This is a genomic window from Nocardia sp. NPDC049220, from assembly GCF_040647855.1.
GTDB lineage: Bacteria > Actinomycetota > Actinomycetes > Mycobacteriales > Mycobacteriaceae > Nocardia.
The window spans coordinates 133,875-146,825 of sequence record NZ_JBEZDA010000002.1 but is presented as its reverse complement, the minus strand read 5'-3'; the positions used below and the strand labels follow the sequence as shown (position 1 = coordinate 146,825).

Here is a 12,951-nt window from a genome sequence, read left to right as displayed (position 1 = left end):
GAACTCGCGCCGGTCGAGGACATGCTCGGTCGGCGGTTTCCACCGGCGACGCGTGCGGCGTACGCGTTGTTCGGGCGGCGACTGGATCTGATGAGCCGCCAGGACGATTTTCGACCGCCGACCAGCCTCTTCGTCGACGACGAGGAAATCGTGACACTCCGGGGGGAGAATCAGGGTGTCATCGAGTGGGGTGTGCGGATATTGGATCTTGTCACGCCGATCCTCCGGTGAAGGGCCGGGAAGCGCCGTTCGATAGAGCGTTCCCCGGCCTTTGGCGCTCGGCATCTTTGTCGAGGCTTTACTCTTGCTCGCGTTCGTCGAGGACGGCGACCGATTCGCTTGCCTCGGGCTGGCGCAGCGGACGCTCGGCCACGACGGGGAACTTGCCTGTGATGCCCTCGCGCTGCTGCGCGATGCTCGCCACTCGTTTGCGGGCCAGGAACCACCCGCCGACCAGCGCCGGAACCATGATGACGCCCGCGGCGAGCACCGCGCCGCGCTGCACCTCGTCGTCGCTGCACGCCATCAAGACGACCACGGCCGCCAGGAAAACCAGCGTCGCGACGCTCGTATAAGGCGTGCCGATCAACCGGAACGATGGCCGCTCAACCAGCCCTTTGCGCCACCAACGCCACAGTTGCAGTTGGCAGACCACGATTGCACCCCAGGACGTGATAGTGCCCAGTGTCGACATATTGAGCACGATCTCGAACGCTTTCTCGGGCACCACCGCGTTCAGCCCGACACCGATCAGCGCGATCGCGGCGGTCGCCAGAATGCCGACATAAGGCACCCCACCCTTCGACATCCGTGCCGCGATCGCCGGCGCACTGCCGTTCATCGACATCGACCGCAGGATTCGGCCGGTCGAATACAAGCCGGCGTTCAGGCTGGAGAACGCCGCGGTCAGCACCACAAGATTCATGACCGACCCGGCGCCGTTCACACCGATTCGCGTGAAGAAGGTGACGAACGGGCTTTCACCGGACTTGAAGACGACGTAGGGCAGCAGCAGGCCGAGCAGCACCAGCGATCCGACATAGAACAGCGCGATGCGGGCGATGACGGAGTTGATCGCGCGCGGCATGATCTTCTCCGGGTCTTCCGTCTCGCCGGCCGCTGTCCCGACGAGTTCCACGGCGGCGTAAGCGAATACGACGCCGGTGGTGACCATGACCAGTGTCAGGACACCGCTCGGGAACAGTCCGCCGTTGTCGACGATGACACTGGGTCCGGTGTGCTGTCCGTCGACGGTGAACCGGCCCGCGAGGAAGACCGTGCCGATGATCAGGAAGGCGACCAGCGCGACGACCTTGATCAGCGCGGCCCAGAACTCCAACTCTCCGAACCACTTCACCGAGATGAGGTTGATGCTCACCACCAGCGCCAGGGCGACCAGAGCGATCAGCCACTGCGGTAACGCTTCGAATGCCCCCCAGTAATGGACATACGTGGCGACGGCGGTGATGTCCACGATTCCGGTCATGCACCACTGGAAGAAGTACATCCAGCCGACCGCGAAAGCCAGTTTCTCGCCGTAGAACTCACGGGCATAGGAAACGAACGACCCCGAGGACGGACGGTGCAGCACCAGCTCGCCCAGCGCTCGCAAGATGAAGAATACGAACACCCCGCAGACGGCATAGACCAGAAATAAGCCGGGGCCGGCGTTGGCCAGACGGCCGCCCGACCCGAGGAAGAGTCCGGTGCCGATGGCGCCACCGATCGCGATCATCTGTAGCTGACGCGGGCGCAAGGTCTTGTGGTATCCCGCATCTTCCGCATGTAGCGCGTCCGTGGACGTCGACACCTCCGAGGGAGGTCGCACTGTTGTCATGGCCAGGGCCTCTCTCAGGTGACGGCTATCACATCGCTGCTGAATGTACCGTCAACCAACGGCACGATCAATAGGTGGCCACTGTTTCAGCTTGCTCGGACCACCGACCCCGCCCGGGCACAAGCCGTCGAACACCCCGACATAGTGCACAAACGCACCCTGCGCATACTCACCGGAAAGCGAACGGTTCAACTTGGGGAGCCCGCTCGCGGGTTGGTGTAGATCACCGCGACTTGCCGTTTGGTTGGGACGAACTCGACGGTGATCGCCGGGTCTGCTGCCGCGCCGAGCGCGGTGAACGCCGACTTGCTGTAGGAGCGCAGCATGCTGATGTAGGCGTCATGGAGAACGGGGAAGACCGCGGCGGGTGAGGAGTTGGCCAGGACGAGCACGATAGCGGGGATGAGGATGAGCAAGGGAAGAAGCGCGGCCGCGATCGAAGGCGGCCGTTGCAAGTCGAAAACGAGGAATTGCTTCCCGGCTCGGGTGGCTTCGGCGATGGCTCGGTGGGCGGCGCGCGGCGGCAGGTGGTGAAAAGCCGAGGCGAACACGACCAGGTCATAGCTGTGGTCGGGTGCGTCGATGCCGGTGGCGTCGGTGACCTTCGCGGTGGCGCGGGTATGCGCGCCGAGCGGGCCGGCTTCGATGGTGGCGACCGATTTCGGGTCCAGGTCGGTCACGGTTACTTCGGCGGTCGGATGTAGCGCCAGGATGTATGCCGAAAGTTTGCCGTGTCCGGCCCCCAGCTCGAGGATCTGCGGATTCACGATGCCCGCGATCTGCTCGAGGACCAATTGTGCGTTGCATTTGTGGTGGCCGGTGCGCTCGCCGACACGGTCGAGGTATGCGACGATCCGCTGTTTTCGTTCGTCAGGCACGTCGTATCGGTCGAGGTATTCGCGCCTATCGGTCTGTAGGCGGCGGTCGAACCAGGATGCATCCGGACCGCCACGGGGCATCGAGTCGATCGTTGCGCTGTCAGGGGCGTCTCGAGTCATCGGTGTCACCTCTGGGCCTAATTTTAGTCGCAGGGGTGCGTATACCGAAGGCTGTCAGGGCAATTGGGCTCTCGACCGTGGGATCTACCGACCGAGTGCACCGGTACGACGCGGTGATCGGCCTGGCCTTTTCCGTCTACCGCTGCGCAATGGCGGCACTGTCGGTGGGGTGGTAGCGCGCGCGCATCGCTCGACTCGCCGCAGGTCCGGCGGTGAACACGTAGGCGGCACTGTCATCGAGGCGTCGGCCGGTTCTGGCGTCGACGACCACGGGTACGACTTCTTCGCCACTGCCCGCGTCGACGAGGATCATGCTGCGCTGCTCGGGCGTGAGGCGGGAGTTACCCCAGGCAGCCAGGGCGATGATCACCGGACGCAGTGAGCGGCCCAGGTCGGTGAGGACGTACTCGTGCCGGACGGGGTTGGTCTGGTAGGGGCGGCGTGCTAAAAGCCCGTCGTTGACGAGAGTCTTCAGGCGTGTCGTGAGCATGCTGGAGGAGATGCCCAGGCTGTGCTGGAACTGATCGAAGCGCGTATAGCCATCGAAAGCGTCGTGCAGCAGCAGCAGCGTCCACCACTCGCCGACGTGCTGCGCCGTTGTGGACAGCGGGCATTCCCGGTCTTCCAGCCTGATCCGGCTCGCCATCGCGCCACTCCTCGTAGTTACTGCTAAAGTAAAAGTTACTTTCTTCTATTTTAGCACTGACTGTGGGTGTTGGGCCTTGCGCGCCGCCGCCCAAGAATGGAAACAGCATGACTGTCGCCCGCAGCGACTCCCTGCACGGCCGGCGTGCCCTGGTCACCGGTGGCACCAAAGGCGCGGGGGCGGCTATCGCCCGTCGTCTGGCCCGAGCCGGGGCCACGGTGCTGGTGACCGCCCGCAGCCGGCCGGATGGCATGGCCTCCGAGGCCTTCATCGCCGCCGACTTGACCACCTCCGATGGGGTGAGCGCGGTGGTCGCCGAGACGCAGCACCGCCTGGGTGGCATCGACATCTTGGTCAGCAACCTCGGCGGCTCCGCGGCGCCTGCGGGTGGGTTCGCCGTGTTGGGCGAGGACGACTGGAACCGGGAACTGAACACGAATCTGCTGGCCGCTGTCCGGCTGGATCGTGGCCTGCTGCCCGGCATGATCCAGGCCGGCAAAGGGGTGATCGTGCACGTCTCCTCCATTCAGCGCCGGATGCCGCTGTGGAACGGCACGCTCGCCTACGCCGCCGCCAAGGCCGCGCTGACCGCCTACAGCAAGGGACTGGCCAACCAGGTCGCCCCGCACGGAGTACGCGTCAACACGGTCTCGCCGGGCTTCATCCAGACCGCCGCCGCCGACCACCTCGTCGCCCGAATCGCCGAGGACGCCGGTATCGGCCACGCCGCGGCACTCGACCAACTCATGGACACCCTCGGTGGTATACCCCTCGGCCGTCCCAGTCGGCCCGAGGAAGTGGCGGAACTGGTCGCCTTCCTCGTCTCCGATCGCGCATCGGCCATCGTCGGTGCCGAATATGTCATCGACGGCGGCACCACCCCCACTGTCTGATTCGCGCAACACCGTAAAGGACACCCAACAATGAATGTCAGCCGACCCCAGGACATTGCCGCCGCGCTGCCCGACGTGGTCACTCGCTACCTGACGGCGCACCGGGCGCGCGACACCGCCACCGCGATCGCCGCATTCAACGCCGACGCCACCGTGATCGACGATGGCAAGACGTATCGGGGAACCGCAGCGATCGAGCAGTGGCTGACCCGCGCCGCCGGCGAGTTCACCTACACCACCGAGCTCACCGGCGCGCAGCAAGCGGACGCGACTCACTACACCGCTACGCACCATCTCGAAGGCAACTTCCCCGGCGGAACCGTCGACTTGCGCTATCAGTTCACCCTCGGTGACGGCCGGATCGAACGGCTCGTCATCGAGCCCTGAGTTGACTGTGGCGGTGGCTGTCGATGAACGACCCTGCCATAGGCGGTCGCACCATCGCCCAATGCGCCGCCGGCTGCCGTGCCACCATCTGTTGGGCCACAGATTTCGCCCTAACGGCTGAGCCCGCGCGTCAAGCGCCACATACGTGCTCTGCTGGCTTCGTGTGCTGACTCGCCCGATCGGCTCAGACCCACCGCGCTGGTGACGACACTTTCCGACGATGAGAACAACTCTGCGCGCCACCGGCTGACGCCACGGTGCGCCAGCGAGCGACGTCGAAGTTCACCGGCGCGATCACAATGACGCACCCCGGCGAACTATGGTTAGCCCGTGGCACTCGAGCCTGGTGACCGGTTTGCGGGATTTGTTGTGCGGGCTCGGCTGGGCCATGGCGGCAGCAGCGAGGTTTATCTCGCCGAGGATCTGGAACGGTTGCGGCCGGTATCACTGAAGATCCTGGGACCGGATGACAGCAAATCCCCCACGGCTCGTGCGAGATTCGTGCACGAGTTCGACATTTTGTCCGCGTTGCGGCACCCCGACATCGTCCGAATGTACGCCCACGGTGACATCGACGGCAGGTTGTGGTCGGCGCGCGAGTACGTGGCGGGAGCGACGGGGGCGACGTTGGTGCGCAAGCCGCACCAGCACCCGGATCTGCCGCGGGTGCTACATGTGCTGACCCATATCGCGGCAGGGTTGGATTTCGCGCACGCCAACGAGGTGGTCCATCTCGACGTGAAACCGGCGAATGTGTTGGTCGGCGCGGGCGAACCGGCGACGGTGAAGATCTCGGACTTCGATCAGGCGCGGTGGCTGCACCGGCCCGAACCGCCCTTGGCCACCAACGGTTTCATCACCGTCTCGGTGCCGTATGCCGCGCCGGAACTGCTGCGAGCGGACACTGTGTCGCCGGCGACGGATCAGTACGCACTGGCGTGTTCGGCCATCGAGCTGCTCACCGGACGCCCGCCGTTCCCCCGCGCGAATCTCATGGCCACGGCGCAGGCCCAGCTCTACGATCCACCCCCGGCCATCTCGAAACGACAACCGTGGATCCCGCCCGAGGTCGACGCGATCCTGCACCGGTCGCTCGCGAAGCACCCAGGTGCCCGCTACGACTCGTGCACCGAACCGATCCGCCTACTCACCGAGGCACTGCACGGCATCGATCCGGGCCCGCGCGCGCCCTTACTGAATCGTCTGAAACTGGCATTCACGGGATCGCCACTGCTGAACGCCACCATCAGACGAAATGAAGCGGGGGCGAACGGCGCCGACGCGTCCTCCGGCCCGCGATAGGGCCCACCCGCCGGCTGCTTCCTCAGTCACTGCTCATGGGCTCGGGTATGCGTCGTCGTCATCTACCGCATCCACAACGGCCGGCCGGGAGGTGTTCATCCCAACCACCCGAGAGATCGCGTGTGACACCGTTAGCGCATGGCCGTCTCTTCCGGCCGGGTCGGTTCCCGGGAGGCGAGGTCTCGACCGGCCGATCCGCATCGTGGGCCCGAGAGTCGAGCGGGTACGCCGGTGAAAAACGATCAGTCCGACAAGGGCGCTCGCGGTGAACCAGGTCAGTTGCACGGCGAAATCCTTGAACAGCGTCGCGTCGGAGAAGCCGGCGGCGGTCGCGGCCTGCATGGCGCCGTAGGACGGCAGCCAGCGCACGATATCGGTGTCGGCGCCGTTGCTCGCGATCGGGTTCTGCACGGCCATGTCGACGGCGCTGATCATCGCCAGGGCGAACATACCCTCCACCTCGCGGCGAAGCAGCGTGCCCAAGGCGACACCCAGCGCTCCGTAGGTCATCGCGGCACAGAAAAGCGCCGCGGCCAGCACGAGGGGCTGTCGAGGCGACCAATAACCGCAGATGATGACGGTGGCGTATGCGCTGACCGCCACCGAAGCCACCATCAGACAGGCGACTTTCGCCAGACCCAGTGCAACCCTGGGAAACCCGGCCATGGACAGGCGCCGGTCGAATTCTCCGCTGCCGAAGGTCGCCGCGAACATCATGAACCCAGTGATCAGCGAGACCGCCATCAGTGCCGCGCTGATCTGGGCGAGCTTGTTGCCGTTGGCGAGTAGAACCAGACCGGTGTCTCGAAGCCGGAACGGGAGTTGGATGTCGGTGACGGCCACGCGCACCAACGTGACCAGCATGGGAACGAAGACGACTACCAACAACATGGCGAACCGATTACGCGCATGTTCGATGAGGCCGTAGCGGGTGGCGATCACGAACAGTCGTGCACTGTCGGTCATCCGGCCTTCTCCTGTCCGCCCTGGAGGACGCCGTCGCGCAACCGCCATACCTGATCCAGTTTCTCGGTGTCGTGGGCCAGATGCGAGACGACCAGAACCGAGCGGCCGGTGTCACGGAAGTCTGCGACCAGATCCCAGAAACGCAGATATGTCTCCCAGTCGAAACCCTGGTACGGCTCGTCGAGTAGCAGAACCTGAGGGTCGTGCATCACCGCCAGCGTGAGGTTGAGTTTCTGCCGCGTACCGCCGCTGAGCGTCCCGACTCGCTCTCCGGCGTACTCGGAGAAACGGAGAATCGCCATGGTCTCCTCGGCCCGCCGCAAGTCTGGAATCGCATAAGCCGCAGCGAAGAAGTCCAGGTGCTGGCGGACCGTGAACGCGTCGTTCAAGATCACTTGTTGCGGGCAGTAACCGAACCGCCCACGGTGGCGGACCGCTCCTCGGTTCGGTCGCAGCGCTCCGGACAACACCTTCAGCAACGTCGACTTGCCGACCCCGTTCTCACCGACAATGCCCACCAGTGCCCCCGTAGGCAATACGAAGTCGATGCCACGCAGCACCGATCGTTTGCCATATGAGTGGTGAACGTCCTCCACTTCCATCAACGCCCCTTACCTGTCGCCGATGTTATGGTCCGACGGCCGGTCGAATGCTACCAATTAACCGGTGCGACGAAAAGCTTTGTAAGGAGCGCTGATTCGTGGATCTGCCCGTGCGGCATCTCGGGTCTACCGGCAGATCGGATCGTCCCGGGAGGATTCCGGATCGGCATCGTGTGGCCCCGCGACGGCGCTGTCGAGGTCGCAGTCCTGAAGGTTGCCATTCGAGGTCGAGCTTTCGTGCCGACCGGCTGTCAGCTGGTCGAAGATCGCCGGTCACCTCGACGCTCTCGTGATCGGGCAGCCCACCGGTGGGGTGAAGAGGGCGTTGCCGCCGGATGGCCGGGATGGTTAGGTATGGGCACGTACCAGCACTTGAGAACACCGATGGGAAGAACCGTGCACAGTCCTCATCAAAACTATCCCGGCTTTCCGCCGGGTCCGCCAGCGCGGTCCTACCCGCCGGTGCCGCCGGTCCGGGCTCGGAAGCCGAAGGGCGCCAAGATCAGCGGGATCTTCTTGATCGTTCTCGGCGTCTTTCCTCTGCTACTCAGCTGCGCGGTGTTGGTCAACGGGAGTATCAACGCCCGGCAGGTGACCACCAACGACGCCTTCGCCGCGGTCGCTTGGCACAACTTGACCAGTGATGAGATCTTCCCCGACTATCTCGCCGATAGAGACACCCACGACAACTCGCCGGGCTGGTCCCGGCAGGGCATCGCGACGGAAACCAGCTGCGCGGAGGCGTTCCGTCAGGACTTCTCCGATGTGCTGGATGATGCCGGGTGCAAAACCGCGCTGCGTGCGACCTATGTGGACATCGGCGGGACGGTAGCACTGACTCTCGGTGTGGCCGTGGTGAGTTCCTATGACGAGGCCTACGCCGTGAACCAGGAGTTCAACTGGTCCGCAGGCCCCGGGCCGCTGGTGAACCCGGTCGCCGTGGCGAATACACCGGCCGCGTCCTGGAACAAGAACCTGGCCATGACCGGTGGCGCGGAGCTCGTCGGGCTGTCGACAACCTCGCCGCCCTACCTCGCTGCGATCAGTGTCGGCCCGGTCGACGACTCGCGCACCTGGACTTCCCTGCCCGACCAGTGGTCCTATGCCGCCAAGTCGCAGCAGGGCATCTTCCGGAACGTCTCGAGCCAGGTCCTCGGCGCCTACTGCCGGTCGACATTGTTGAGGGGAGATGTGAAATGAAGTGCCACCTCGCGATAGGCACGTTGGTGGCGGCGTCGTCGCTGGCTATCGGTTCTCCGGTCGCCGCCGCCGCGGAGAACGGCTGGGAACTACCTGTCCTGTCGGTGCCCGCGGCACAGGCGATCAGCAGGGGCGACGGAATAACGGTCGCGGTGATAGACACCGGGATTCGGACCGAACACCCCGCATTGGCGGGTCGCGCGACCGAGGGCCCCGACTTCCTAGGCGCTACGGGGCAGAACTCCCAGCCGTGGTACGGCGCCCATGGCACGTCGATGGCCTCCAGCGTGCTCGACGTCGCGCCGGGCGCGAAGGTGCTCGGCCTGCGCGCGCTCCGCGACGCGGACGATCCGAGTTTCCAGACCTGGGAACAGTCGATGGAGCACGGAAGTCTGTCCGGTCAGGCCGATCCGATCGGCAAAGCCATCCGATATGCCACCGACCACGGCGCGCGAGTGGTCTCCTTGTCCCTGGGCTCGCAGGTCAGCCTCGGTGCGTACAGCGACGAAACCATGAAAGCCGTGCAATACGCGCTGGGCAAAGGCGTGGTGGTGATCGCCTCCGGCGGTAACGACGGTGACGGGGACAATCACCTGGCCTACCCGGTCGGATACCCAGGGGTCATCGGGGTGGCCGCCACGAATCCGGACGGGTCGCGGGCGGAGTTCTCTTCCGTGCACGACTACGTGGACGTGGCCGCGCCCGGTGTCGGCATCAACGAAGCCGAAACCAGCACGAACGGGCGGGCTCCGGTCGACGGCACCTCGTGCTCGGGGGCACTCACCGCTGGGGTTGCGGCACTGATTCTCGCCAAGTACCCCGAACTCGCGCCGCGACAGGTGGAGCAACTCCTGCAAAGCACCGCCTCCACGTACGGTCAGGGTCACAACCCGTTGACCGGTTACGGCGTGATCAACGCGGAAGCGGCACTGCGGGGCGCCGCGAGCCTGCGACCGGAAAGCCCCGCGCTCGCGGTCGGAAAAGAAGGGGCCGGTGTCCATTTCGGACCGGGAGACGACGGTACGCCTCGGAATATCAACTATGGGATGAATTCTGAAGATCTCGCGATTGGCGGGGTCGCTGGTGTGCTGGGACTGCTGTTTGTGGGTGTGGGATGGTTGCTGTTCCGCCGCGGGCGGCGTGCGCAGCGGCAGTGGATGGGCAACGCCCGCTGATCGTCAGCTGTTCCACCGCGGCGGACACCGAGTTTCACCCCGGAGAATTCTGGTCGTGCTGTGGGCTGTGTTGTCGTTGTCCCGCAGTGCGTATAGGTCAACGCGAGTAGATCAGCGGCCTTCTCCGGGGTGAGCACAGCGAAATCGTGGAGGCGCGATCTCGGTCGGCGCGTCGGAGGACGACCCATGCGATAGCGGCGCAACGCAGGCGCATCGGGCGAGCTCGCCTACGCGACCACGGCGATTGTGACCACCGCGACCAAAGACCTCTTCGCCGGGAACAACGTGCGATGAGGGGACAAGTCGCCGACCCGACGTCACCGTGGCGGAGGACCGATAGTTCGCCCTCAGCGAACCACCTGAGCAGGGCGGAACAAACCCGATGGACCCGGGGTTGAGTAGGCATCGCTCAACTTTTGGAAGGGTCGAACACGTGACTACACCACAGAACCTGCCGGTGCTGTTCTTGACCGATCCGATCGTGCTGCCGGGCATGGTCGTGCCCATCGAACTGGACGAATCGGCGCAGGCCGCGATCGATGCTGCCCGCGCGGCCGGAACCGAGGCTGTACTGCTCGCGCCGCGGCTGACCGAGGGCTATGCCTCCTACGGCGTGGTCGCCACGATCGAGCAGGTCGGCCGGATGCGCGGTGGCGCGCCCGCCGCCGTGCTGAAGGCCGAGCGGCGCGCCAAGATCGGACATGGAGTGACCGGCCCCGGCGCCGCACTATGGGTCGAGGCCGAGCCGGTCGAGGCGCCTACCGCGGACGGCCGAACGAAGGAATTGGCCGCCGAGTACAAGAAGCTGGTCGTCTCGGTGCTGCAGCGGCGCGAGGCCTGGCAGATCATCGACGCGGTCAACCAGCTGACCGACCCGTCCGCGATCGCCGACACCGCGGGTTACGCGCCGTACTTGACCGCCGAGCAGAAGTGCGAATTGCTCGAAACCCCGGACGTGGCGAAGCGGCTCACCATCCTGATCGACTGGACCAAGGAGCACATCGCCGAATCCGAGATCAGCGAGAAGATCAGCGAAGACGTCCGCGAGGGCATGGAGAAGAGCCAGCGCGAGTTCCTGTTGCGCCAGCAACTCAACGCCATCCGGAAGGAACTCGGTGAAGACGAGCCCGACGGCGCCGACGATTACCGCACCCGAGTGGAGCGGGCCGACCTGCCAGACACTGTCCGCGAGGCGGCCATGCGCGAGGTCGGCAGGCTGGAGCGGGCCAGCGATCAAAGTCCGGAGTCCGGCTGGATCCGGACCTGGCTGGATACCGTGCTCGAGCTGCCGTGGACGGTGAAGACCACCGACAGCACGGACGTCTCGGCTGCCCGCACGGTCTTGGACGCCGATCACCACGGCCTGGACGAGGTCAAGGACCGCATGGTCGAGTACTTGGCCGTCCGGTCTCGCCGGGCCGCCCGAGGTTTGGAAGTCGTCGGCGGACGTGGCTCGGGCGCGGTACTCGTGCTGGTCGGCCCGCCCGGGGTCGGCAAGACCTCGTTGGGCGAGTCGGTGGCGCGGTCGCTCGGACGCAAGTTTGTCCGTGTCGCCCTCGGCGGTGTCCGCGATGAGGCGGAGATCCGTGGTCACCGGCGCACCTACGTCGGAGCACTGCCCGGTCGTATCGTGCGCGCCATGAATGAGGCCGGCTCGATGAACCCGGTCGTGCTGCTGGACGAGATCGACAAGGTCGGCTCGGACTTCCGCGGCGACCCGGCGGCGGCCCTGCTCGAGGTGCTGGACCCGGCGCAGAACCACACATTCCGCGACCACTACCTCGACCTGGACCTCGACCTGTCCGACGTGCTGTTCATCGCCACGGCGAACGTGATGGAGACCATCCCGGGCCCGCTGCTGGACCGGATGGAGTTGATCACAGTCGACGGTTACACCGAAGACGACAAAGTGGCCATCGCGCGTGACTTCCTGATGCCCAGGCAACTGGAGCGCAACGCACTGACCGCCGAGGAGGTGGCCATCACCGAGGAGGCACTGCGAGAAATCGCCGCGAACTACACCAGGGAAGCCGGTGTTCGGCAGATGGAGCGGCTGATTGCCAAGGCGCTGCGCAAGGCCGCGACCCGACTCTCCGAGAAGGGAACCGTCCCGGTGGGATCGGGCGCCGACCCCGACCTGGGTGAGGAGGCGCTGACGAAATCCCCGCGTGGTGCGGGTGGTGACGCGCAGTCCCTCACCATCGGTCTCGGTGATCTGAAGGACTACCTGGGTCGTCCGCGCTTCACCCCGGATTCAGTGGAACGCACCGCGGTTGCGGGCGTGGCGACCGGCCTCGCCGTGACCGGCGCGGGCGGCGACGTCCTCTACATCGAGGCCAATGCCGCCGAAGGTGAGCGCTCGTTGACGCTGACCGGCCAGTTGGGTGACGTCATGAAGGAATCCGCGCAGATCGCGCTGACCTACGTCCGCTCGCACCTGGAGGAGATCGGCATCGAACCGTCGGTACTGGATCGCAATATCCACATCCACTTCCCCGCCGGCGCGGTGCCGAAGGACGGTCCGTCCGCGGGCGTCACCATGGTCACCGCCCTGGTGTCGCTGGCGCTCGGCCGTCAGGTCCGCTCGGATGTCGGTATGACCGGTGAAGTCACTCTGAACGGACGGGTGCTGCCGATCGGCGGCGTCAAGCAGAAATTGCTCGCCGCCCAGCGAGCCGGTTTGCAGACAGTGTTCATCCCGGCACGCAACGAGCCGGACCTGGACGACGTCCCCGCCGAAGTGCTTGCCGCACTGGACGTCCGTCCAGTTGCCGACGTCGCCGACATCCTGGGTTACGCGATCGAGCCGGTCGCTGAGCCTGCCCTGGATCAGGCCTTCGCGGCTACGGCCTGACAGATCGAACGGGCCGGGCGCGGATATCTGCCCGCTCGCCGTGTATCCAGCCGTCACCGCCCGCCCGGCAGCGCTCGGGCAGACGGGATCT

At 65.5% G+C, this 12,951-nt stretch carries 12 protein-coding genes; 7 read left to right on the top strand and 5 right to left on the bottom strand.

Features of this window, described 5'->3' with window-relative positions; genetic code table 11:
* The first annotated feature begins 21 nt into the window (after positions 1-21).
* Positions 22-231 carry a hypothetical protein gene (locus tag AB0C34_RS08035; protein ID WP_357068781.1) on the top strand — a complete coding sequence of 70 codons (210 nt, stop codon included), beginning with the start codon at positions 22-24 and terminating at the stop codon, positions 229-231.
* Between the two features lie 67 nt (positions 232-298).
* Here the strand turns inward: AB0C34_RS08035 and AB0C34_RS08030 are convergent, their stop codons facing one another.
* The 3 genes from AB0C34_RS08030 to AB0C34_RS08020 form a co-directional block, all read right to left on the bottom strand.
* Positions 299-1,837, bottom strand: coding sequence for an amino acid permease (locus tag AB0C34_RS08030; RefSeq protein ID WP_357068780.1), 1,539 nt, complete (start codon positions 1,835-1,837; stop codon positions 299-301).
* 188 nt (positions 1,838-2,025) lie between these two features.
* Positions 2,026-2,835 carry a class I SAM-dependent methyltransferase gene (locus AB0C34_RS08025; protein ID WP_357068778.1) on the bottom strand — a complete coding sequence of 270 codons (810 nt, stop codon included), beginning with the start codon at positions 2,833-2,835 and terminating at the stop codon, positions 2,026-2,028.
* Between the two features lie 136 nt (positions 2,836-2,971).
* Entirely contained in the window at positions 2,972-3,481 is a 510-nt protein-coding gene (locus AB0C34_RS08020; RefSeq protein ID WP_357068776.1) for a helix-turn-helix domain-containing protein, read from the bottom strand.
* Between the two features lie 107 nt (positions 3,482-3,588).
* On the opposite strand from AB0C34_RS08020, the gene AB0C34_RS08015 reads away from it, so the two are divergent.
* The 3 genes from AB0C34_RS08015 to AB0C34_RS08005 all read left to right on the top strand — a co-directional run bounded on the left by AB0C34_RS08015 (position 3,589) and on the right by AB0C34_RS08005 (position 6,063).
* Positions 3,589-4,374, top strand: coding sequence for an SDR family oxidoreductase (locus AB0C34_RS08015; RefSeq protein WP_357068774.1), 786 nt, complete (start codon positions 3,589-3,591; stop codon positions 4,372-4,374).
* Positions 4,375-4,404: 30 nt separating this feature from the next.
* Positions 4,405-4,761, top strand: a complete 357-nt coding sequence (locus tag AB0C34_RS08010; protein WP_357068772.1) for a nuclear transport factor 2 family protein — start codon at positions 4,405-4,407, stop codon at positions 4,759-4,761.
* Between the two features lie 330 nt (positions 4,762-5,091).
* Positions 5,092-6,063, top strand: coding sequence for a serine/threonine-protein kinase (locus tag AB0C34_RS08005; protein ID WP_357068770.1), 972 nt, complete (start codon positions 5,092-5,094; stop codon positions 6,061-6,063).
* A 33-nt stretch (positions 6,064-6,096) separates the two neighbouring features.
* Here AB0C34_RS08005 and AB0C34_RS08000 read toward each other — a convergent pair whose 3' ends face one another.
* Positions 6,097-7,029, bottom strand: coding sequence for a hypothetical protein (locus AB0C34_RS08000; protein WP_357068768.1), 933 nt, complete (start codon positions 7,027-7,029; stop codon positions 6,097-6,099).
* Positions 7,026-7,631, bottom strand: a complete 606-nt coding sequence (locus AB0C34_RS07995; protein WP_357068766.1) for an ABC transporter ATP-binding protein — start codon at positions 7,629-7,631, stop codon at positions 7,026-7,028. Before AB0C34_RS07995 ends, AB0C34_RS08000 begins: the two co-directional genes overlap by 4 nt.
* A 396-nt stretch (positions 7,632-8,027) precedes the next feature.
* Between AB0C34_RS07995 and AB0C34_RS07990 the strand changes: the two genes are divergently transcribed.
* The 3 genes from AB0C34_RS07990 to lon all read left to right on the top strand — a co-directional run bounded on the left by AB0C34_RS07990 (position 8,028) and on the right by lon (position 12,860).
* Positions 8,028-8,831: a hypothetical protein gene (locus AB0C34_RS07990; RefSeq protein WP_357068764.1), complete on the top strand. Its 804-nt coding sequence runs from the start codon at positions 8,028-8,030 to the stop codon at positions 8,829-8,831.
* Complete coding sequence (locus AB0C34_RS07985) at positions 8,828-10,006, top strand: S8 family serine peptidase (protein WP_357068762.1); 1,179 nt, start codon at positions 8,828-8,830, stop codon at positions 10,004-10,006. Before AB0C34_RS07990 ends, AB0C34_RS07985 begins: the two co-directional genes overlap by 4 nt.
* A 493-nt stretch (positions 10,007-10,499) precedes the next feature.
* On the top strand, positions 10,500-12,860 hold the full coding sequence (gene lon / locus AB0C34_RS07980; protein WP_357070050.1) for an endopeptidase La: 2,361 nt from the start codon (positions 10,500-10,502) through the stop codon (positions 12,858-12,860).
* Positions 12,861-12,951 lie beyond the last annotated feature (91 nt).